Here is a 21,753-nt window from a genome sequence, read left to right on the forward strand (position 1 = left end):
ACTCAATTTAGGCATTTGCCTACATTTTCATCTCAACGTGACGCGTATTCGCAGTTGCGAAAATACATGAGTTTTTCCGTTTCCGATGGGATTTTGATCGGGAGACGATGTTTTTCCATCTGGCCGTCGCCAAAACCACACAGAATTCCCTACAAACTCGCCGGTTTTGGAAGAATCGACGTCTTTTTTCGACAGGATGGATTTCAAACTGGCACGATATCTGCATCATATCCCGCGAGCGGGAAAATTCCTGCCATAACAAGAGAAGCGGAGAGACATTTTCTCATGAAAAAGATCGAAGCGATCATTAAGCCTTTCAAGCTGGACGAAGTGAAGGAAGCCCTTCAGGAAGTTGGCCTGCAGGGTATCACGGTCACGGAAGCCAAGGGTTTCGGCCGTCAGAAAGGCCACACGGAACTCTACCGTGGAGCCGAATACGTCGTCGATTTCCTGCCGAAGGTCAAAGTCGAGGTCGTATTGGCCGACGAGAACGCGGAGGCCGTTATCGATGCGATCCGTAAGGCGGCGCAGACCGGCCGAATCGGCGACGGAAAGATCTTCGTCTCCAATGTCGAAGAGGTTATCCGCATCCGAACCGGCGAGACCGGTATCGATGCCATCTGACCACTTTGCCAATCGCGCAAAGTCCGTTACCGTCACCGCCGACCTACACCGTCATCGCAAATCGGAGGAAACTACTTAATGGCGACCGCAAGCGAAATTCTGAAGCAGATCAAGGAGAACGACGTAAAGTTCGTCGATCTGCGTTTCACCGACCCGAAGGGCAAGTTGCAGCATGTGACGATGGACGTTGTCTGCGTCGATGAAGACATGTTCGCTGATGGCGTGATGTTCGACGGCTCGTCGATCGGCGGCTGGAAGGCCATCAACGAGTCCGACATGGTGCTGATGCCCGATACCGAAACGGTGCATATGGACCCATTCTTCGCCCAGTCGACCATGGTTATCGTCTGCGACATCCTCGATCCGGTTTCCGGCGAGGCCTACAACCGCGATCCACGCGGCACTGCCAAGAAGGCCGAAGCCTACCTCAAGGCATCCGGCATCGGCGATACGGTCTTCGTCGGCCCGGAAGCCGAATTCTTCGTTTTCGACGACGTCAAGTACAAGGCCGATCCCTACAATACCGGCTTCAAGCTCGATTCGACCGAACTTCCGTCGAACGACGATACCGATTACGAAACAGGCAACCTCGGCCATCGCCCGCGCGTCAAGGGCGGCTATTTCCCGGTTCCCCCCGTCGATAGCGCCCAGGACATGCGTTCGGAAATGCTGACGGTGCTCTCCGAAATGGGCGTCGTCGTCGAAAAGCATCACCATGAAGTCGCGGCCGCCCAGCACGAACTCGGCATCAAGTTCGATACGCTGGTGCGCAACGCCGACAAGATGCAGATCTACAAATACGTCGTGCACCAGGTGGCCAACGCCTACGGCAAGACGGCGACCTTCATGCCGAAGCCGATCTTCGGCGACAATGGCTCGGGCATGCATGTGCACCAATCGATCTGGAAGGGCGGCAAGCCGACCTTTGCCGGCGACGAATATGCCGGCCTTTCCGAGAGCTGCCTGTTCTATATCGGCGGCATCATCAAGCATGCCAAGGCGATCAACGCCTTCACCAATCCGTCGACGAACTCCTACAAGCGCCTCGTCCCGGGTTACGAAGCCCCTGTGCTGCTGGCCTATTCGGCCCGCAACCGCTCGGCTTCCTGCCGCATTCCGTTCGGCTCCAACCCGAAGGCCAAGCGCGTCGAAGTCCGTTTCCCGGATCCGACCGCCAACCCCTATCTCGCCTTTGCCGCCATGCTGATGGCCGGCCTCGACGGCATCAAGAACAAGATCCATCCCGGCAAGGCCATGGACAAGGATCTCTACGACCTGCCGCCGAAGGAATTGAAGAAGATCCCGACCGTCTGCGGCTCGTTGCGCGAAGCACTCGAAAGCCTCGACAAGGACCGCAAGTTCCTGACGGCCGGCGGCGTCTTCGACGACGATCAGATCGATGCCTTCATCGAGCTGAAGATGGCTGAGGTGATGCGTTTCGAAATGACGCCGCATCCGGTCGAATACGATATGTACTATTCGGCCTGATCGGCCGCAAACACAGAAAGTCCCGGCCCGCCGGGGCTCTCGCCTCCCAGGTCATGGACGCCACTACGGCGCCGCGCGTCTATCAGACGCGCAAAGGACGCTGTAGAACTTGGAGTGCTGCATAATTTTGTCCTTAAATCGGTTCCGATTTAAGGAGTTATGCAGAAGGAGGATATGACGTTCATGTGACGAACTCGCGCACAAATCTTGATTTGCGCGGCACCAATCACCAAATTTGGTGATGAAAGGAAGTCGTACCATGAAAGAAAGAGTAGCAAAGTTCAGTATCGGCGAAGTGGTTCGGCACAAGGTTTTTCCGTTTCGCGGCGTCATCTTCGACGTTGATCCGGAGTTCGCGAATACGGAGGAATGGTGGAATTCCATTCCCGCCGAGGTGCGTCCGAGCAGGGACCAGCCCTTCTATCACCTGCTCGCCGAGAATGACGAAAGCGAATATGTCGCTTACGTCTCCGAGCAAAACCTGACGAACGACGAAAGCGGTACGCCGCTTCGCAACCCGCAGATCTACCAGATTTTCGATCAGGCCCCGTCAGGGCAGTTCAAACCCAAGATGAGCTTCGCCCACTAACCCACTCGTGCCGATCGTTGAATCAAGGCCTCGCTTCTCCCGGCGAGGCCTTTTCTTTGCGAAACAAAAAACCCGGCGCGAAGCCGGGTTTCTGTTTCAAAGAAAGTGGCAGGATTACTGCGCCTTGGCTGCCTTCTGGGCGTCTTCCAACTTCTTGCGGGCTTCTTCGGCCTTCTTCTGCATGCCTTCCTGGAGGCTGCGCTGGCTTTCGGCGAGCTTGGATTCGGAAACCGGTTCGCCGTCGTAAGCGCCGGTGAAGCCTTCAAGCGAAATCTTGATCGGGTTCGGGGCGCGGCGGAAGTTGATCGAAGTGAAGATCACGTCGCTGCCCTTCTTGAGGCTGGCGATCATCGCGTCGGTCAGCGGAATTTCGGCGGTGCACTTGTCCGGCAGGCAGACGGCGTAATCGAGCTTCTGGCCCTTGCCGCCGTCGATCTGCATGATGACGCCGGGAGGAACGAGGCGTGCCGTGGGAACCGAGACCTGCAGGAGCTTGCGGTTGATCTTGCCGGAAACCGAGATCAGGCCGACGGCCGTGACGAGCTGGCCGCCATTGGCGAGGATCAGGTTCTGGACAACACAGATGTCGTTGTCTTCCTGCTTGCTGCAGGTCTTGTACCAGCCGAGCTTCGGCGCTCCTGCGGCCTGTGCCGGGGCATCGGCCGGAGCCTGTGCCGCCGCATCCTGTGCGAAGGAGGAGACCGGAGCCGAAGCGCCGAACACCACTGCCAGAACGGACAGTGCTGCCCGCATTTTCTTTTCAGACTTGAACATCATAACGAATTCCGTCTCCTGATATCCGTTCGGGGCAGCGGTTTGCCGCCCCAACCATCGGGTCGTTCGGCACTCCACCTCTTAAAAAAATAAGGCAAATGCATGACCCCTAAACTTCGGGTTCACCTGTTACATCGCAGCGTTCAAGATATCCAGCTTTTCTTTGGCAATTTGAGGTGCATTTCGTCGCGAAGCCAAAGAAATCGCCGATCCGTGTTGGAATCGGTCGACCCCATGATAATCTTGGCGTGAATCATGCCCCGTTTTTCACGGCTCAAGGATTGCCGAATGCTCCGGATCGTCGTCCCCCTCGTCCTCTCGCTGCTGCTGTGCGGCACTGTCGCTGCCGAGCCGCTGCACGGCATCGCGATGCACGGCGAGCCGGCCTTGCCGGCCGACTACAAACACTTCCCTTACGTCAATCCCGACGTGAAAAAGGGCGGCAAGATCACCTATGGCGTGGTCGGCACCTTCGACAACCTCAACCCGTTCATCCTCAAGAGCATGCGCACGACGGCGCGCGGCATGTGGGATCCTGATTATGGCAATCTCGTCTACGAATCGCTGATGCAGCGCTCCAGGGACGAGCCCTTCACGCTCTACGGCCTGCTGGCCGAGACGGTGGAATGGGACGACGACCGGAGCTTCATCCAGTTCAACCTCAATCCGAAGGCGAAATGGGCCGATGGCCAGCCGGTGACGCCCGAGGATGTGATGTTCACATTCGAGCTGATGCGCGACAAGGGCCGCGTGCCCTTTGCCAACCGCCTCAACGTCGTCGCCAAGATGGAGAAGGTCGGCGAACACAGCGTGCGCTTCACCTTCAACGACAAGGCCGACCGCGAGACGCCGCTGATCTTCGGCCTGTTCCCGGTGCTGCCGAGACATGCGATCGATCCGGCAACCTTCGACCGGTCGTCGCTGACGGCGCCGGTCGGCTCCGGTCCCTACAAGGTGAAGACGGTGAAGCCCGGCGAGAGCATCACCTATGAGCGCGATCCGAATTACTGGGGCAAGGACATTCCTGCCAAGGTCGGCACCGACAATTACGACCAGATCACCGTCCAGTATTTCCTGCAGGAGACAACGCTGTTCGAGGCCTTCAAGAAGGGCGATGTCGACATCTATCCCGACGGCAATCCCGGTCATTGGGCCAATGCCTATAATTTCCCCGCCGTCACCTCGGGGGTTGTGGTCAAGGACGTGTTCACACCGAAACTGCCGAGCGGCATGCTCGGATTCGTGTTCAACACGCGCCGGCCGATCTTCGCCGATCCCAAGGTGCGCGAAGGTCTGTCGCTGGTGTTCGACTTCGAATGGGCGAACAAGAACCTTTATTCCGGCGCCTATAAACGCACGCAGAGCTTCTGGCAGAATTCCGAGCTGTCGAGTTTCGGCGTTCCCGCCAACGCGGCCGAGCTTGCCCTGCTCGGGCCGATCAAGGACAAGATCGCGCCGGAGATTCTCGACGGCACCTACAAGCTGCCGGTCACCGACGGTTCCGGCCGCGACCGCAATGTGCTGAAACAGGCCGTCGAGCAGTTGAAACAGGGCGGCTATACGATCCAGGGCGGGAAGATGAACGACGCCTCCGGCCGCCAGCTCGCCTTCGAGATCATGACGCAGAATGCCGACCAGGAGAAGCTCGCCCTCGCCTATCAGCGTTCGCTGCAGACGATCGGCATCGCCGTTTCGATCCGCACCGTCGACGATTCGCAGTATCAGAGCCGGACGAACAGCTTCGACTACGACATGATCATGAAGTCCTACACGTCCTCGCTGTCGCCCGGAAACGAACAGCTCGGCCGCTGGTCTTCGGCCGCCAAGACCCGCGAGGGCAGCGACAGTTTCGCGGGCGCTGCCGACCCGGATCTCGATGCGTTGATCGATCACCTGCTCCGGGCGCGCACGGCCGAGGATTTCACCGCGGCGGTGCGCTCCTACGACCGGCTGCTGCTGTCCAGCCATTACGTGCTGCCGCTCTATCATATGGGTCAGCAATGGGTGGCGCGTAGCAAACGCATCGGCCATCCCGACGCGGTGCCGCTCTATGGCTATCAGCTGCCGCTATGGTGGGATACGAGCGCCCAATAAGAAGCAGCCGAACCGCCCCGGCTTAAATGTCTCCCCTGGAGACGCACAGAATAAGGAAAATCATCATGGAGCGTATCACCATCGACGTCGTCTCGGATGTCGTCTGCCCCTGGTGCTATCTCGGCAAGGCGCGGCTGGACCTCGCCATCGCCGAGGTGCAAGACGAGATCGGCGTCGACATCAACTGGCGGCCGTACCGGCTCAATCCCGACTATCCGAAGGAGGGCGTCGACCAGAAGAAGGCGCTGGCTGAGAAGCTCGGCGGCGAGGAGCGCGTGGCGCAGGCGCACAAGATGCTCACCGATTACGGCCGCGAAGTCGGTGTCGCCTTCAATTTCGAAGCGATCAAGATCGGCCCGAACACGCTCGATGCGCATCGGCTGATCCACTGGGCGATGATCGAAGGCCGCGAGAAGCAGGACAAGGTTGTTGCCGCGCTGTTCAAGGCGAATTTCGAGGAAGGCCGCAATGTCGGCGACCATGCTGTGCTGCTCGATATCGCCGAAAAATCGGGCCTCGACCGCTCGGTCATCACCTCACTTCTTGCCTCCGATGCCGACCGCGATCTGATCGTCGCCGAGATCAAGGCGGCCCAGGAGATGGGAGTCAACGGCGTGCCCTTCTTCATCTTCGACCAGCAATATGCCGTCAGCGGCGCGCAGACGCCCGACGTTCTCGCCAATGCGTTGCGCGACATCGCCAAGGCGAAAGCCGAGGCGCGGTCGGGCATGAACTAACGCTGCCGGCTCCAGGTTCAGCCCAGAACCGGAACGCAGCGCACATCAGTCTTCACCGAATTTGCAATGAAGCATTCGCCGTGAGCGCGATCGTGTAGAGCTTCCAGCTCGCTCAGCGAGGGCTGCTTTTCGCCGCTGAAGACGACATGCGGACGGAGGGTCACTACGGTCATGGCGAGGCGGCCTTCGGCATTCTTCTCCATGATGCCCTCGGCGGCATCGGTGTAGCTGTCGACGCAAAAGCGCTGTTTGGCGGCGATCGACAGGAACCAGAGCATGTGGCAGCTGGAGAGCGAGGCGACGAAAGCTTCCTCCGGATCGACGGCATCTTCGGCGGAATGGGGCAGCGGAACGACATGCGAGGAGGAAGACGCCCGCACCTCGACGCCACCGTCGAAGGTCCAGCGGTGGACGCGGCTGTAGCGGTTGTCGGTGAAGGTCTCGCCGTTGCGCTGCCAGGCAATCGTTGCGCCGTATGTTGCCATCCTTGTCTCCTTTTTCCACACAATTCCGGACGCAAAACTGCGGCACAGTTTTGCTGGAATTGCTCTATTTCGCAAATTCAGCCAGCTGCGTCATGATGACGGCAGCGCCCTGCAGGCGTTTTTCCGGCGTCGGCAGGTCGCGGGTCAGGAACAGGCTGTGGTCGGGGCGGATCTTCGCCATCGTGCCCTGCTTGCCGATATAACCGACGAGGTTCGCCGGGTTGGGGAATTCCTTGTTGCGGAACTGCACGACGACGCCCTTCGGGCCGGCATCGAGCTTTTCGACATTGGCGGTGCGGCAGAGCGACTTGATGTAGACGATCTTCAGCAGGTGCTGAACTTCGATCGGCATCGGGCCGAAGCGGTCGATCATCTCGGCGCCGAAGCCGTCGATCTCCTTGAGTTCGGTGATTTCGCCAAGGCGGCGGTAGAGCGCCATGCGCAGATGCAGGTCGGGAACGTAAGTTTCCGGGATCATCACCGTCGTGCCGACGGAGATCTGCGGCGACCAGCCGGTGTCGTGGATCTCGTCGACACCCTTGACCTCGGCGACCGCCTCTTCCAGCATCTGCTGGTAAAGCTCGAAGCCGACCTCCTTGATATGGCCGGACTGCTCCTCGCCGAGCAGATTGCCGGCGCCGCGGATATCGAGATCGTGGCTTGCCAACTGGAAGCCGGCACCGAGCGTATCCAGCGACTGCAGCACCTTGAGGCGGCGTTCGGCGGTGGCCGTCAGCACCTTATTAACAGGCAGGGTGAAGAGCGCAAAAGCGCGCACCTTCGAGCGGCCGACGCGGCCGCGCAGCTGATAGAGCTGGGCAAGGCCGAACATGTCGGCGCGGTGGACGATCAGCGTATTGGCGGTGGGTACGTCGAGGCCGGATTCGACGATGGTGGTCGACAACAGCACGTCGTAACGGCCTTCGTAGAAAGCGTTCATGATGTCTTCGAGTTCGCCGGCCGGCATCTGGCCATGTGCGACGGCGACCTTCAGTTCCGGCAAATCCGACTGCAGGAAGGCATGCACGTCCTCGAGATCGGCAAGCCTTGGGCAGACATAGAAGCTTTGGCCGCCGCGATAATGCTCGCGCATCAGCGTCTCGCGGATGACCAGGCTGTCAAAAGGCGAAATGAAGGTGCGCACCGCCATGCGGTCGACCGGCGGGGTGGTGATCAGCGACAATTCGCGCACACCGGTCATGGCGAGCTGCAGGGTGCGCGGGATCGGCGTTGCCGACAGCGTCAGCACGTGCACGTCGCTCTTCAATTCCTTCAGCCGCTCCTTGTGCTTGACGCCGAAATGCTGTTCCTCGTCGATGACGAGCAGACCGAGATTGGCGAATTTGATGCCGGCGCCGAGCAGCGCATGGGTGCCGACGACGATATCGGTCTTGCCTTCCGCCACTTCCTTCTTGGTCAGCGCCAGTTCCTTGGCGCCGACGAGGCGCGAGGCCTGCTGGATGCGCACCGGCAGACCACGGAAACGGTCGGAGAAGGTCTTGAAATGCTGGCGGGAAAGCAGTGTCGTCGGCACGACGACGGCGACCTGGGCGCCGTTCATCGCCGCGACGAAGGCAGCGCGCAGCGCTACTTCGGTCTTGCCGAAGCCGACGTCGCCACAGACGAGGCGGTCCATCGGCCGGCCGGCACCGAGATCGGAGCGCACGGCTTCGATGGCGTTTTCCTGGTCCTCGGTCTCGTCATAGGGGAAGCGGGCAGCGAATTCGTCGTAAAGGCCTTCCGGCGTCGTCAGCATCGGCGCATGGCGCGTCAGGCGCTCGGCGGCGATGCGGATCAGCGCATCGGCCATGTCGAGCAGGCGCTTCTTGAGCTTGGCCTTGCGCATCTGCCAGGCGCCGCCACCGAGCTTGTCGAGCTGGGCTTCGGTGCCCTCGCCGCCGTAACGCGAGAGAAGATCGATGTTTTCGACCGGCAGGAAGAGCTTGGCCTCGTCGGCATATTGCAGTTCGAGGCAGGCATGCGGCGCACCTGCGGCCTCGATGGTCCTCAGCCCGATGAAGCGGCCGATGCCATGTTCGGCGTGGACGACGATCGAGCCCTCATCGAGGCCCGCGACTTCCGAGATGAAATCGGCGGCGCGCTTGCGGCGCTTGGAGCGGCGCACCATGCGGTCGCCGAGGATGTCCTGCTCGCCGATGACGACGAGGTCGCCGGCCTCGAAGCCGGCTTCGAGACTGAGTACGGCAGCAGCAGCCTCACCTCTCGCCAGCGAGCCGACATCCTTCAGCGCCTCGATCGGCTTTACCTTTTCCAGGCCATGTTCGTTCAACACCTGCAGCAGGCGCTCCAGCGAGCCTTCGGTCCAGGCGGTGACGAGCACTTTCGCGCCGGCAGCGCGCCGGTCGGCAATATGCTTGACGACGACGTCGAAGATGTTAATCCGTTCGGCATCGCCGCCGCCTTCGGCGTTCGAGCGAGCCCAGCGCTGGCCCTGGCGAGCGTCGACATTGACGACCCGCCTTGCCTCGCCCTCATGCTCGTTGAAGGGGCTGATGCGGATCGCGCCGAGAGCGTCGAGGGTTTTGCCGAAAAGCTTGCTGTCGAGATAGAGCTGGCCCGGCGTCACCGGCTTGTAGGGCGTGCCCTGCGTCATCCCCTTGGCCGGCTGGCCGGAGTTCAGGCGGGCATCGTAATAGTCGAAAACGAGCTTGGAGCGCTCTTCGGCTGCTTCACGTACCGTATGGTCGATGACGATCCGGAAGCCGCTCAAATAATCGAAGACGGTATCGAGCTTCTCGTAGAAAAGCGGCAGCCAGTGCTCCATGCCGGGGTAACGGCGGCCTTCGGAGACGGCGAGATAGAGCGCGTCGTCGCGTGTGGTCGCGCCGAAAGCGGAGAGGTAATTCTTGCGGAAACGGCTGATCGTATCGGGCGTCAGCGTCACCTCGCTCATCGGATTGAGATCGAGGGAACGCACCTGCCCGATCGTGCGCTGGCTGGCCGGATCGAAGGAGCGGATGCTTTCCAGCGTGTCGCCGAAGAAATCGAGGCGGACCGGCTCTTCGGAACCCGGCACGAAGACATCGAGAATGCCGCCGCGCACCGCATATTCGCCGACTTCGCGAACGGTGGCGACTCGCTCGAAGCCATTGCGCTCCAGGCGGCCGGCGAGATCGTCCATGCGCAGCTGGTTGCCGGGGCGAGCCGAAAAGCTCAGGCTTTCGATGACATCCTGCGGCGCCACCTTCTGCAGCATGGCATTGGCGGTGACGAGCACGATTGCCGCATGCGGCTTCTTGCGATGGGCGATGAGGCCGCCGAGTGCAGCCAGCCGGCGAGCCGAGGTGTCGGCGCTCGGCGAGACGCGGTCATAGGGCAGACAGTCCCAGGCCGGCAAGGTGAGAACCGGAATGTCGGGGGCGACGAAGCTCAGCATCTGTTCGAGATCAGCCATGCGGTGGCCGTCGGACATGACATAGGCGACCGGCTCTCCCGTTCGGGCGAGCTCGGCGAGCAGCAGCGTTTCAAGACCTGCCGGCACATTGCCGATCGTCAGCGGCTCGGCAATGGCCGCAAGCTTCTTCGCATCGAAACCAGGGATCATTCCGGCGTCCTGAGGGGCTTGTCAAAATCGGGCTTGTAGGCGGCGATGCGGGCAAACATCGGTGTCTGGAAACGCTCGGGCACCGGCCATGTTCCCATGACCCAGCGGACGAGATCATTGTCCTCTTCGGCCATGATCGTCTCGAACTCGTCGAGCTCGGCTTCCGACAGCATCGCGATCTCGGCCTCGGCGAACTGGCCGAAGACCAGATCCATTTCGCGCAGCCCGCGATGCCAACAGCGGAAAAGGATCCGGCGGCGGCGCGGGTCGAGACCGGCACTCGTGAGCGTGACACCTGTCATGGCATTACCTTCCTGTTGATGCGCCTCTATAGACCCTGGAAAGCGGCTTGTCAGCCTTGCCAAGGCCGCATTGTTTATCGCATTTTGGCCGAATGCGCCCCGCCATTCTCGATCCTCTGTTTTCACCCATTTCGGGCCTTCCCGGCGTCGGCCCGAAGATCGCCGACCTGCTGGTCAAGCTGCTCGGGCGCGAGACGCTGGAGGATTGCCGGGTCATCGACCTGCTCTTCCACGCGCCTTTTTCGCTGATCGACCGGCGCAACCAGCCGGGCATCGCCCGCGCGCCGCAGGGTGCGATCGTGACGATCACGGCGCGCGTCGACCGCCACCAGGTGCCGCCGGGCGGCAAAAGCAATATCCCTTACCGCGTCTTCCTGCATGACGAGACCGGCGAACTGACGCTGGTGTTCTTCCGTGGACAGGCGGCATGGCTGGAGAAGCAACTGCCTGTTGACGCGGAGGTGACGGTCAGCGGCAAGATCGACTGGTTCAACGGCCGCGCCTCGATGGTGCATCCCGATTATATCGTCAGGGCTGACGAGGCGGAGAGCCTGCCGCTGGTCGAGCCGATCTATCCGCTGACGGCGGGACTTTCGCCGAAGACGCTGCGCAAGATCATCGACGCCGGCCTGCCGCGTTTTCCCGAGCTGCCGGAATGGATCGATCTGGCGCTGACGGAGAAGCAAGGCCTGCCGTCGATCCGCGACAGTTTCCACATGCTGCACGAGCCGCACGATCCTGGGGATATCGACCCGCAGGCCCCTGCCCGGCGGCGGCTTGCCTATGACGAGTTCCTCGCCGGCCAGCTGTCGCTGAGCCTGGTGCGGCAAAGGCTGCGCAAGGTAGCGGGCCAGCCGGTGCATGCCACCGGCGCCATCAGCAGCAAGATCCTGAAGACCTTGCCCTTCTCGCTGACCGGCAGCCAGAACGAGGCGATCGCCGAGGTTTTGAAGGATATGGCCGGCAACGAGCGCATGCTGCGGCTGCTGCAGGGCGATGTCGGTTCCGGCAAGACGCTGGTGGCGCTGATGGCGATGGCGGCGGTGATCGAGAGCGGCGGCCAGGCCGTGCTGATGGCGCCGACCGAAATTCTGGCGCGGCAGCACCATGCAACGATCTCGAAATTCGCCGTCTCCGCCGGGCTCGGCATCGAGGTGCTGACCGGGCGCACCAAGGGACGCGAACGGGAGGAAATCCTGGAGCGAATCGCCTCGGGTGCTGCCCAGATCATCATCGGCACGCATGCGCTGTTCCAGGACAGCGTCGCCTACCCCAATCTGATGCTTGCCGTCGTCGACGAGCAGCACCGTTTCGGCGTGCATCAGCGCCTGCGGCTGACCGCCAAGGGCCTCTCGCCGCATATGCTTGTCATGACGGCGACGCCGATCCCGCGCACGCTGGTGCTTGCCGCCTTCGGCGATATGGACGTCTCCAAGCTCACCGAGAAACCGGCCGGCCGCAAGCCGATCCAGACGATCACCGTGCCGATGGAACGGACCGGTGAAATCGTCTGGCGGCTACAAAGCGCGATCGCCGAGGGCAAAAAGGCCTACTGGATCTGCCCGCTGGTCGAGGAGTCCGAAGAGCTCGACCTGATGTCGGCCGAGGAGCGGCATGCGACGCTGGTCGCAGCACTTGGGCCGGGCATCGGTCTCATCCACGGTCGCATGAGCGGGCCGGAGAAGGACGCAGCGATGATGGCGTTCAAGAACGGCGAGACCCGGCTGCTTGTCGCCACGACCGTCGTCGAGGTCGGTGTCGACGTGCCGGACGCGACGATCATGGTGATCGAACATGCCGAGCGATTCGGCCTGGCGCAATTGCATCAGCTGCGCGGCCGCGTCGGGCGCGGCGACGAGGCCTCGACCTGCATCCTGCTCTACAAGGGGCCGCTCGGCGAGACCGGCCATGCCAGGCTCTCGATCATGCGGGAGACGGAGGACGGCTTCCGTATTGCCGAGGAGGATCTGAAGCTGCGCGGTGAAGGCGAGTTGCTCGGCACACGGCAATCCGGCACGCCGGGCTTTCGCATCGCCAGCCTTGAGGCGCATGCCGACCTGTTGGAGATCGCCCGCAAGGATGCGGCTTACCTGATCGAGCGGGATCCGGAATTGACCACGGAGAGGGGAACGGCGATCCGCACCCTGCTCTATCTTTTCCGCCGCGACGAGGCGATCGGGTTCTTGAGAGCGGGTTAAAGCGCCCCGAGGCGCGCTTTAAGTCTTTGTTCTATGCATGTCGTCATCCCAAAACTGCCGAACACTTTTGGGCGACATGCATCATTCAGCCTTGGAAACCGCCACCGGCTTCGGCCGCGGCAAATGCTTCTGCTTCGGCTCCGGCTGCGGGGTTTCAGGAGCCACCAGACCGCCCGAAATCAGGAACTTGGCGGCATCCTCCGGCGACATGTCGAGCAAGACGATCTTCTCACGCGGAACGAAGACGAGGAAACCAGCCGTCGGCACCGGCGTCGGCGGCAGGAAGACCGCCACCATATCCTGGCCCATGGCATTGAACTTCGACGCGATTTCACCTTTGGCGTCGGTGGCGACGAAAACCAGTGCCCAGAGACCGGGACTTGGATATTCGATGAGGCCGACTTTTTTGAAGGAGTTGGACTGCTCCTTCAGCACGGTTTCGAAAATCTGCTTCACGCTTCTGTAGATCGTCCGCACCAGCGGCATGCGTTGGACGATCGATTCGCCGAAACCGACGATGCTCTGGCCGATGAGGTTCTTGCCGAGAAAGCCGACGACAGTGATCAGCACGACGGCAGTCAACAGGCCGAAACCGGGAATGGCAAAATTGAGATAGCTTTCCGGATTCCAGCGTGCCGGAATATAGGGCCTGACCCAGCTGTCCGACCAATGGATGAAGGTCCAGGTCAGCCAGATGGTAATCGCGATCGGGGCGCAGATGATCAGTCCTGCGAGAAAATTATTCCTCAGCCGCGTCGCGACCGGCATTCTGGGGGTGTTGTCGGCCATCGTTTCCTGATGAACTCCATATCAGTCCTGGACGGGGCCGGAACGCCGGCCCTTCCCCCTTGTCCGCACACCAAAATTGCCAGAATTCGGGGCGCCGCACAATATGTTTCGGCGCAACGGTCACGGCGTTACAGGTTATTCCACGGTCACGGATTTCGCCAAGTTTCGCGGCTGATCGACATCGGTGCCCATGAAGACGGCGGTGTGATAGGCGAGCAGTTGGATCGGCAGCGAGAAGATCATCGGTGCGATGATTTCGTCGACGACAGGCAGGGTGATCGTCGCCATGGTCGGCAGTTTCGAGGCCGCCGCGCCGGCCTCGTCGGTGATGAAAATGATGCGGCCGCCGCGGGCTGCGACCTCCTGCATGTTCGAGACGGTCTTTTCGAAGAAACGATCGTAGGGGGCGATGACGATAACAGGCATGTTCTCGTCGATCAGCGCGATCGGTCCGTGCTTCAATTCGCCGGCGGCATAACCTTCGGCGTGGATATAGGAAATTTCCTTGAGCTTCAGCGCGCCTTCCATGGCGAGCGGAAAGCTGGTGCCGCGGCCGAGATATAGCACGTCCTTGCACTTCGACAGCTCGCGCGCCAGGCTTTCCATCTGCGGCTGGATAAGGTTAAGCACCCGGCTCATGATGCGCGGCATTTCGGCAAGATGGCGCACCAGCGCCCTCTCCTCGTCAGCACTCACCGTGCCGCGCGCCTTGCCGGCGCCGATCGCCAGGGATGCCAGCACGGCGAGCTGGCAGGTGAAGGCCTTGGTCGAGGCGACGCCGATTTCGGGGCCGGCCATGATCGGGAAGACGGCGTCGGATTCGCGCGCGATCGTCGATTCGCGGACATTGACGACGGCGCCGATCTTCAAGCCGTTGTCGCGGCAATAACGCAAGCATGCGAGCGTATCGGCGGTCTCGCCGGACTGCGAGATGAAGAGGGCTGCCTGTGACGGCGACAGCGGCATTTCGCGGTAGCGGAATTCGGAAGCGACGTCGATCTCGACCGGCAGGCGGGCATAACGCTCGAACCAATATTTGCCGACGAGGCCGGCGAGATAGGCAGTGCCGCAGGCCGAGATCGCAAGGCCGGTCGCCGTCTTGAAGTCGATCGCGGCGGCATTGGCGCCGATCGTGTTCTCGGCGAAATCGACATAATGGCTGAGCGCGTGAGAGATCACCTCCGGCTGCTCGTAGATTTCCTTTTCCATGAAGTGGCGGTGGTTGCCCTTGTCGACGACATAGGCGGTCGCCTGCGAGGTCTGCCGGGCGCGCTTGACCGGCTTCCCGGCGAAATCGAGCACCGCGACACTGTCGCGGGTAAGGATCGCGCAATCGCCGTCGACGAGATAGGTGATCTCGTTGGTGAAGGGCGAGAGCGCGATCGCGTCCGAGCCGAGGAACATCTCGCCGCGGCCATAGCCGACGGCGAGCGGAGGGCCGGAACGGGCGGCCATGATCGTGCCGGGATCGGCCTTGAGCATGATGGCCAGCGCATAGGCGCCGGTCACCCGGTTCAGCATCTTCAGCATGGCGGCGCGGGGCTCCAGGCCTTCGCGCAAATATTTCGCCATCAGATGGGCAACGACTTCGGTATCGGTCTGCGTTTCGAAAACCGAACCCTCTTCGGTCAACTCGTCGCGAAGCTCGGAAAAATTCTCGATGATGCCATTATGGACGACGGCGACGCCTTCGACGAAATGCGGATGGGCATTGGTCTCGTTCGGAACGCCGTGGGTCGCCCAGCGCGTGTGGGCGATGCCGACAGTGCCGGGCAGCGGTTCGCTGTCGAGGCGCTTTTCCAGATTGAACAGCTTGCCTTCGGCGCGGCGGCGATCCATCACGCCATCATGAATGGTGGCGACGCCGGCGGAATCGTAACCGCGATATTCGAGACGCTTCAGCGCATCGACCAGGCGCCCGGCAACAGGCGCAGTTCCAACGATCCCCACAATGCCGCACATATAGTATCCCCATAAAGGCTTCGATGACGAGGCCAGTCCTAACAATTCCTGCTTATTTCTCAATCACCTCGGCGGTCACTTTCAATTTCCGCCGGTTACGCAAGGCCGGTCAGGCTTTCGCCTTCTTCGCCGCCTTGATGGCCAGCGCACGCTCGCGCAGCAGCGTCGCGCGGCCGGGCTTGTTCTCCTGCCGGGCACGGCCGAGTGCCAGTGCATCGGCCGGCACGTTGACGGTGATGACACTGCCGGAGGCGATATAGGCGCCGTCGCCGATCGTCACCGGCGCGACCAGCGAGGAATTGGAACCGATGAAGGCATTTTCGCCGATCACCGTCTCGCTCTTGTTGACGCCGTCATAGTTGCAGGTGATCGTGCCGGCGCCGATATTGCTGCCGGCACCGATGACGGCATCACCGATATAGGTGAGGTGGTTGACCTTGGCGCCCTCGCCGAGGCGGCCGTTCTTGACCTCGCAGAAGTTGCCGACCTTCGAACCGGTACCGAGATCCGCACCCGGCCGCAGCCGCGCAAAGGGTCCGACGGTCGCGCTCTCGCTGACATGGGCGCCTTCGATATGCGAGAAGGCATGGATGACGGCGCCGCTGTCGATCACAGCACCAGGACCGAAGACAACGTTCGGCTCGATCAGCGCATCCTGGCCGATGACGGTATCATAGGCGAGAAAGACCGTTTCCGGTGCGATCATGGTGACGCCTGAAAGCATCATCTGGTGGCGGCGGCGCTCTTGCCAGAAATGCTCGATGACGGCGAGTTCGGCGCGGTTGTTGCAGCCGGTCATCTCGATCTCAGGAGCATCGACCGCAGTGACGCGTCCGCCGAGCGAACGGGCGATCTCGACGAGATCGGTCAGATAGAATTCACCCTTAGCGTTGGCGTTGCCGATGCGCGAGAGAAGATCGAGGGCCTTTCTGCCGTTGATCGCCATCAGCCCGCTGTTGCACCAGGTGACGGTGCGCTCGGCATCGGTCGCGTCCTTTTCCTCGCGAATGGCGATGAGTTCGCCGTCCTTGACGAGCAGGCGGCCGTAGCCGGTCGGGCGGTCGGTGTGGAAGCCGATGACGACGACATCGCTGCCATCGGCAAGGCCCTGGCGGGCGGCCTTGAGCGGTCCGTCGGTCTGGAGTGGCACATCGCCATAGGTGACGAGGATATCGTCATAACCCTTGGCGATCGCTTCGCGCGCTGCAAGCACCGCGTGCCCGGTGCCGAGGCGTTCCTTCTGCAGATAGGATTCGATGCCGACTCCGGCAATGCTTGCCGCCTTTGCCACGTCCTCGGCATCACGGCCGACGACAAGGGCGACGGACGAGATGCCGGCGGAGGCGACCGCCTCGACCACATGGGCGATCATCGGCCGTCCGGCGACCGGATGCAGGACCTTCGATTTCGAGGATTTCATCCGCGTGCTGTCACCGGCGGCAAGGATGACGGCAAGACAAGTGCGTTCCATGATTTGCTCCGCGAATCCGCGCCATGAGGCGGCTTTATCGCCTCATACTGCATAATTCCCTAAATCGGAATCGATTTAAGGATAAATTATGCAGCCATTCAAAGTGCTGCAGCGTCCTTTGCATCTCTCGAAAAGACGTGCGGCGCTGCAGACAAGCAAAGCCTTCACAAGGGTGAAATTGCGGCCGAAATCGACCCTGTGACGGCCTCGGACCCGCGGGCCTCGAAAGCTTCATGCACATGGATGCGACCGTCGAGGATGACGTCCTCCATCGCACGGCGCGCGGCGGCGTTATCGCCGGAAACGATCGCATCGACGATGCGCATATGGGTATCGGCGATATTGGCGAAGCCGTTTTCGGTTGGCGGCGTACTCATCCGGAACATGCCGACGAGGGCTGCTTCGATGAGACTGCCCAGTGTCCGCATGAAGGGATTGTGCGAGGCTTCGGCGATCGCCAGGTGAAAACGAAGGTCGGCGAGTGCGAGGCTGTCGGCCGTATGACCGGCCGCCGCCATCTCGAGCGCCAGCCCGCGCAGCATCTCGATCTCCTCGGCATTCGCCCGCTCGGCGACGAGACCGGCGGCGAAAGGTTCGAAGGCGAGACGGATATCGTAGAGCTGCAGCAGAAACTCTTCCGTCACGCCGTTGTCGAAGTGCCAGGCGATGATCTCGCTGTCGAACATGTTCCAGAGGTTCTTCTCGGTCACACGCGTACCAACCCGCGCCTTGGCGACGACCATGCCTTTGGCGGCGAGCGTCTTCATCGTCTCGCGCAACACCGTGCGGGACACTTTGAAGCGTTGCGCCAGTTCCGTATCGCCTGGCAGGATCGAGCCGACCGGATAGGTGCCGGCGACGATCGCCTTGCCGAGTTCGTCGACCACCTGAGCGTGGCTCGTCCGGGTTCTACGCCCCGTTTTGCGTGTCTCGTCCAATTTGTAGCGCAAGCGATCCGTCTCCCCCTCAGGCGTACCTCTTGTTCAGACTGGAAACGAACAGGATGGCTTTCTGCATCAGGATGAATGCAAACAGCAAAAGGCCAATCAGGATCTTGGTCCACCAGCTCGACAGCGTGCCGTCGAAGGTGATGTAGGTCTGAATGAGCCCCTGGATCAGGATACCGATCAAGGTTCCTGCCACGAATCCCGCTCCTCCGGTCAGCAGCGTCCCCCCAATGACGACCGCCGCGATGGCATCGAGTTCGACGCCGACTGCTGCAAGAGAATATCCGGCAGAGGTGTACAGCGAAAAAACGATCCCGGATAGACCCGCGAGAAAACCCGACAACGCATAGATCTGGATTGTCGTGCGGCCGACCGGCACGCCCATCAGCCGCGCCGTCTGCGTACCGCCGCCAAGCGCATAGACATTGGTGCCGAAGCGGGTGCGCTGGGCGATGAAGATGCCGACGGCAAAGACCAGAAGCATGATGCCGCCGATCAGCGTCAGCCGCCCGCCGCCGGGCAGACGATAATAGAGGCTCGTCAGCGTCGAATAATATTCGTGGTTGATCGGGATGCTGTCGATGGAGAGCACGAAGGCCATGCCGCGCGCCAGGAACATGCCGGCAAGGGTGACGATGAAGGCCGGCATTTCGAGATAGTGGATGATCGCGCCCATGATACCGCCAAAGGCTGTCGTGATGACGAGCACCAGCGCGAAGGCGAGCAGCGGATGGATCGAAGTGTTCTGCAGGATCACCGCGAGAAAGACGCCGGTAAAGGCGATGACCGAGCCGATCGACAGATCGATGCCGCCCGAAATGATGACGAAGGTCATGCCGACGGCGGCGATGCCGAGAAAGGCGTTGTCGGTCAATAAATTGCCGATGACGCGCGTCGACAGAATGTTCGGATATTGCAGCGCGCAGCCGGCATAGGCGAGCACGAAGATGACGATGGTCGCAAGCAGCGGCAGGTATTTGGAGTTCATTTCGGCTGCTCCCTACCGCCCTGCCGGCGGCTGGCGAAGATGGCGAGCGATTGTACCGCCGGCGACTGGATGACGAGGATCACGATAATGATGACGGCCTTGATGATCAGGTTGAGTTCAGGCGGGAAGCCGGCGGACAGGATGCCGGTATTCACCGCCTGGATGATCATTGCGCCGATCAGCGATCCGAGAATGCTGAAGCGGCCGCCGAGCAGCGAATTGCCGCCGACGACAACGGCGAGGATCGCGTCGAGTTCCAGCCACAGGCCGGCATTGTTGGCATCGGCGCCCTTGATGTCGGCTGCGACGATGATGCCCGCAATCGAGGCGCAGATCCCGCTCAGCATGTAGACCGCCATCAACAGCACCGGCGTTTGAATGCCGGAGAGCGTGCTGGCACGGCGATTGATGCCGACGGCCTCGATCAGCATGCCGAGCGCCGTGCGGCGGACGAGCAGGATGACGAGCAGGCCGACGAGGAACCAGATGACGACAGGCATCGGCAGGAGAGCCAGCGAACCGCTGCCAAAGAAGGTCAGCCCGTCATCGTTGAAGGTCAGGATGGCGCCTTCGGTGATCAACTGGGCGATGCCGCGGCCGGCGACCATCAGCACCAGCGTGGCGATGATCGGCTGGATATTGAGGACCGCCACCAGGAACCCGTTCCAGACGCCGCAGGCAAGCCCGATCGCTAGCGTCAAGATAATAGTATAAGCAACTGAATTTCCTGACACAATCGACGAAGCGGCGACGGCGCCGCAGATGGCGATGACCGCACCGACGGACAAGTCGATGCCCTTGGTGGCGATGACCAGCGTCATGCCGATCGCCAGCAGCGCCACCGGCGCGCCGCGGTTCAGCACGTCGATCAGGCTGCCATAGAGGCGGTCATTCTGAACCACGACATTAAAAAACTGCGGCGACGTGATGAAATTCAACAGAAGAATGACAACCAGCGCAATCAATTGCGGCGCCAGGCGATATGCCAGCGCTTTCAGCGAGGACCTCATGCATCCTCCATCTTGTGTTCGGCGGCGGCGATGGCTTCGACGATGCCGGCAGCGGTGATACGCTCGCCTGTCAGTTCGGCGATATGCTGTCTGTCGCGAAGTACGATGACACGTGAACTATAGGCGACAAGCTCTTCAAGTTCCGAGGAAATAACGATCAGCGACATGCCGCCGGCGCAGAGCTCTTCGATGAGCCGGATGATCTCGGCATGGGCGCCGACATCGATGCCGCGGGTCGGCTCGTCGAGGATCAGAAACTTCGGATTGGTCGCCAGCCAGCGGGCGAGGATCGCCTTCTGCTGATTGCCGCCTGACAGTAGCCGGATCGGTTTTTCGCGATCGGTGGTGCGGATATCGAGCGCCTTGATGTAGCGGTCGGCAAGCGTGTTCTGCTCAGCGCGCGACAGCGGCCGCGTCCAGCCGCGGCGGGCCTGCAGCGCCAGTGCGATGTTCTCCCTGATCGACAGGTCGCCGATGATGCCATCGGTCTTTCGGTCCTCGGGGCAAAAGCCGAAACCTTTTGCGATCGCGGCGCGCGGGCTCGAAAGCGTCACCGGCTGGCCGTCGATCGTAGCGCTGCCGCTATCGGCATGTTCGATGCCGAAAAGCAGTTCGGCGGTTTCGGTGCGGCCGGAGCCCAGCAGCCCGGCAACGCCGACCACCTCTCCGGCGCGCACCTCAAGATCGAATGGTTTGATCTTGCCGCGTTTGCCGTAGCCTGAAAAACGATATCGGACGTCGCCTGCTACAAGGCTGCGTTCCCGCACCGTCTCCTCGACATGGGCCAGTTCGCGGCCGAGCATCATGGCGATCAGGCCCTGGCGCGGCAGATCGGCGACGTCGCGGGTGCCGACGAGCTTGCCGTTGCGCAGCACGGTGATACGGTCGCTGATCGCATAGACCTGCTCGAGAAAATGGGTGATGAAGACGATGCCGAGGCCGCGTTTCTTGAGGTCGTCGATGATGCGGAAGAGCAGCGCCACTTCCTGATTGTCGAGACTTGCGGTGGGCTCGTCGAGGATCAGCACCTTGCCGGAGAGATCGACGGCACGGGCGATGGCGACCACCTGCTGGACTGCGACGGAGAAACGGCCGAGTTCGGCGGTGACGTCGATATCGACGCCGTAGCCGGAGAGCAGGTCGCGCGCTTTGCGGTTCATTGCACGGACGTCGGTCATGCCGAAGCGCCTCGGCTGGCGGCCGAGAAAGAGGTTTTCGGCGACGCTCAGATTGGAAAGGAGATTGACCTCCTGATAGACCGTGCCGATGCCGAGCTTCTGGGCGGCGAGCGTATTGGCCGGATTGATTTCCTGGCCGTCCAGCGTCAGGCTGCCCTCATCACGATGATAGGCGCCGGTGATGCATTTGATCAGCGTCGACTTGCCGGCACCGTTTTCGCCCAGCAATGCATGCACCTCGCCTCTGCGGAGCGTGAAATCGACCTTATCCAGCGCCACTGCGCCGGGAAAGAATTTCGATATTCCGGAGGCCGCGAGAACGTTCTCGAAATCGTGAATCATACGGGTTTGTTTTCCTGATATTGACGGCAAAAGCCGCGCCGCGGCCGGACATGACGTCCCAAGGCGGCAAAGGCAGTTCCGCACCGGTCCATGACGGGCCGGTGCGGTTCTACAGTGCCGCCTCGTCTTTTCAGATGCGTAGAGGACGCTGTAGCGCTTTGAATTGCTGCATGATTTTACCCTGAAATCGATTCCGGTTTCAGCAATGAT

17 protein-coding genes are annotated in these 21,753 nt (G+C 61.3%); 6 read left to right on the forward strand and 11 right to left on the reverse strand.

Annotated elements, in window-relative coordinates; all coding sequences use genetic code 11:
* Positions 1-285: 285 nt before the first annotated feature.
* From BS630_RS34140 to hspQ, 3 genes are all read left to right on the forward strand, one after another.
* The gene (locus BS630_RS34140; RefSeq protein ID WP_003539626.1) at positions 286-624 is read left to right on the forward strand and encodes a P-II family nitrogen regulator; all 339 of its coding nucleotides are present in this window, start codon (positions 286-288) and stop codon (positions 622-624) included.
* Between the two features lie 78 nt (positions 625-702).
* Positions 703-2,112, forward strand: a complete 1,410-nt coding sequence (gene glnA / locus BS630_RS34145) for a type I glutamate--ammonia ligase (protein ID WP_011651961.1) — start codon at positions 703-705, stop codon at positions 2,110-2,112.
* Between the two features lie 259 nt (positions 2,113-2,371).
* Complete coding sequence (gene hspQ / locus BS630_RS34150; RefSeq protein ID WP_020049907.1) at positions 2,372-2,701, forward strand: heat shock protein HspQ; 330 nt, start codon at positions 2,372-2,374, stop codon at positions 2,699-2,701.
* Positions 2,702-2,815: 114 nt separating this feature from the next.
* Here the strand turns inward: hspQ and BS630_RS34155 are convergent, their stop codons facing one another.
* Positions 2,816-3,478, reverse strand: coding sequence for an invasion associated locus B family protein (locus tag BS630_RS34155; protein WP_020049906.1), 663 nt, complete (start codon positions 3,476-3,478; stop codon positions 2,816-2,818).
* A 285-nt stretch (positions 3,479-3,763) separates the two neighbouring features.
* Between BS630_RS34155 and BS630_RS34160 the strand changes: the two genes are divergently transcribed.
* Together BS630_RS34160 and BS630_RS34165 are read left to right on the forward strand one after the other, a co-directional pair.
* Positions 3,764-5,569 carry an extracellular solute-binding protein gene (locus BS630_RS34160; protein WP_077981014.1) on the forward strand — a complete coding sequence of 602 codons (1,806 nt, stop codon included), beginning with the start codon at positions 3,764-3,766 and terminating at the stop codon, positions 5,567-5,569.
* Between the two features lie 65 nt (positions 5,570-5,634).
* Positions 5,635-6,306 (forward strand): DsbA family oxidoreductase, encoded by a 672-nt coding sequence (locus tag BS630_RS34165; protein WP_077981015.1) that lies wholly within the window; start codon positions 5,635-5,637, stop codon positions 6,304-6,306.
* 17 nt (positions 6,307-6,323) lie between these two features.
* Here BS630_RS34165 and BS630_RS34170 read toward each other — a convergent pair whose 3' ends face one another.
* From BS630_RS34170 to BS630_RS34180, 3 genes are all read right to left on the reverse strand, one after another.
* On the reverse strand, positions 6,324-6,791 hold the full coding sequence (locus BS630_RS34170; RefSeq protein WP_077981016.1) for an OsmC family protein: 468 nt from the start codon (positions 6,789-6,791) through the stop codon (positions 6,324-6,326).
* A 64-nt stretch (positions 6,792-6,855) separates the two neighbouring features.
* Positions 6,856-10,356, reverse strand: coding sequence for a transcription-repair coupling factor (gene mfd, locus BS630_RS34175; RefSeq protein WP_077981017.1), 3,501 nt, complete (start codon positions 10,354-10,356; stop codon positions 6,856-6,858).
* A complete protein-coding gene (locus tag BS630_RS34180; RefSeq protein WP_003539598.1) occupies positions 10,353-10,658 on the reverse strand; it encodes an FAD assembly factor SdhE in 306 nt (101 codons plus the stop codon). Before BS630_RS34180 ends, mfd begins: the two co-directional genes overlap by 4 nt.
* A gap of 92 nt (positions 10,659-10,750) precedes the next feature.
* Here BS630_RS34180 and recG point away from each other — a divergent pair, with 92 nt between their 5' ends.
* The gene (recG, locus tag BS630_RS34185) at positions 10,751-12,856 is read left to right on the forward strand and encodes an ATP-dependent DNA helicase RecG (protein ID WP_077981018.1); all 2,106 of its coding nucleotides are present in this window, start codon (positions 10,751-10,753) and stop codon (positions 12,854-12,856) included.
* 81 nt (positions 12,857-12,937) lie between these two features.
* Here recG and BS630_RS34190 read toward each other — a convergent pair whose 3' ends face one another.
* From BS630_RS34190 to ytfR, 7 genes are all read right to left on the reverse strand, one after another.
* The gene (locus BS630_RS34190) at positions 12,938-13,645 is read right to left on the reverse strand and encodes a DUF502 domain-containing protein (protein ID WP_025394528.1); all 708 of its coding nucleotides are present in this window, start codon (positions 13,643-13,645) and stop codon (positions 12,938-12,940) included.
* A 135-nt stretch (positions 13,646-13,780) separates the two neighbouring features.
* Positions 13,781-15,607: a glutamine--fructose-6-phosphate transaminase (isomerizing) gene (gene glmS, locus BS630_RS34195; RefSeq protein WP_077981019.1), complete on the reverse strand. Its 1,827-nt coding sequence runs from the start codon at positions 15,605-15,607 to the stop codon at positions 13,781-13,783.
* Positions 15,608-15,716: 109 nt separating this feature from the next.
* Positions 15,717-17,078: a bifunctional UDP-N-acetylglucosamine diphosphorylase/glucosamine-1-phosphate N-acetyltransferase GlmU gene (glmU, locus tag BS630_RS34200; protein WP_077981020.1), complete on the reverse strand. Its 1,362-nt coding sequence runs from the start codon at positions 17,076-17,078 to the stop codon at positions 15,717-15,719.
* Between the two features lie 164 nt (positions 17,079-17,242).
* Positions 17,243-18,028, reverse strand: a complete 786-nt coding sequence (locus BS630_RS34205) for a FadR/GntR family transcriptional regulator (protein WP_025394525.1) — start codon at positions 18,026-18,028, stop codon at positions 17,243-17,245.
* A gap of 16 nt (positions 18,029-18,044) precedes the next feature.
* Positions 18,045-19,013: a galactofuranose ABC transporter, permease protein YjfF gene (gene yjfF, locus BS630_RS34210; RefSeq protein WP_011651949.1), complete on the reverse strand. Its 969-nt coding sequence runs from the start codon at positions 19,011-19,013 to the stop codon at positions 18,045-18,047.
* Complete coding sequence (locus BS630_RS34215; protein WP_077981021.1) at positions 19,010-20,023, reverse strand: ABC transporter permease; 1,014 nt, start codon at positions 20,021-20,023, stop codon at positions 19,010-19,012. The genes yjfF and BS630_RS34215 overlap by 4 nt, the downstream gene beginning before the upstream one ends.
* Positions 20,020-21,543: a galactofuranose ABC transporter, ATP-binding protein YtfR gene (gene ytfR, locus BS630_RS34220; protein WP_077981022.1), complete on the reverse strand. Its 1,524-nt coding sequence runs from the start codon at positions 21,541-21,543 to the stop codon at positions 20,020-20,022. The genes BS630_RS34215 and ytfR overlap by 4 nt, the downstream gene beginning before the upstream one ends.
* Between the last annotated feature and the right edge of the window lie 210 nt (positions 21,544-21,753).

Origin of the sequence: Rhizobium laguerreae (assembly GCF_002008165.1) — a bacterium.
GTDB lineage: Bacteria > Pseudomonadota > Alphaproteobacteria > Rhizobiales > Rhizobiaceae > Rhizobium > Rhizobium laguerreae.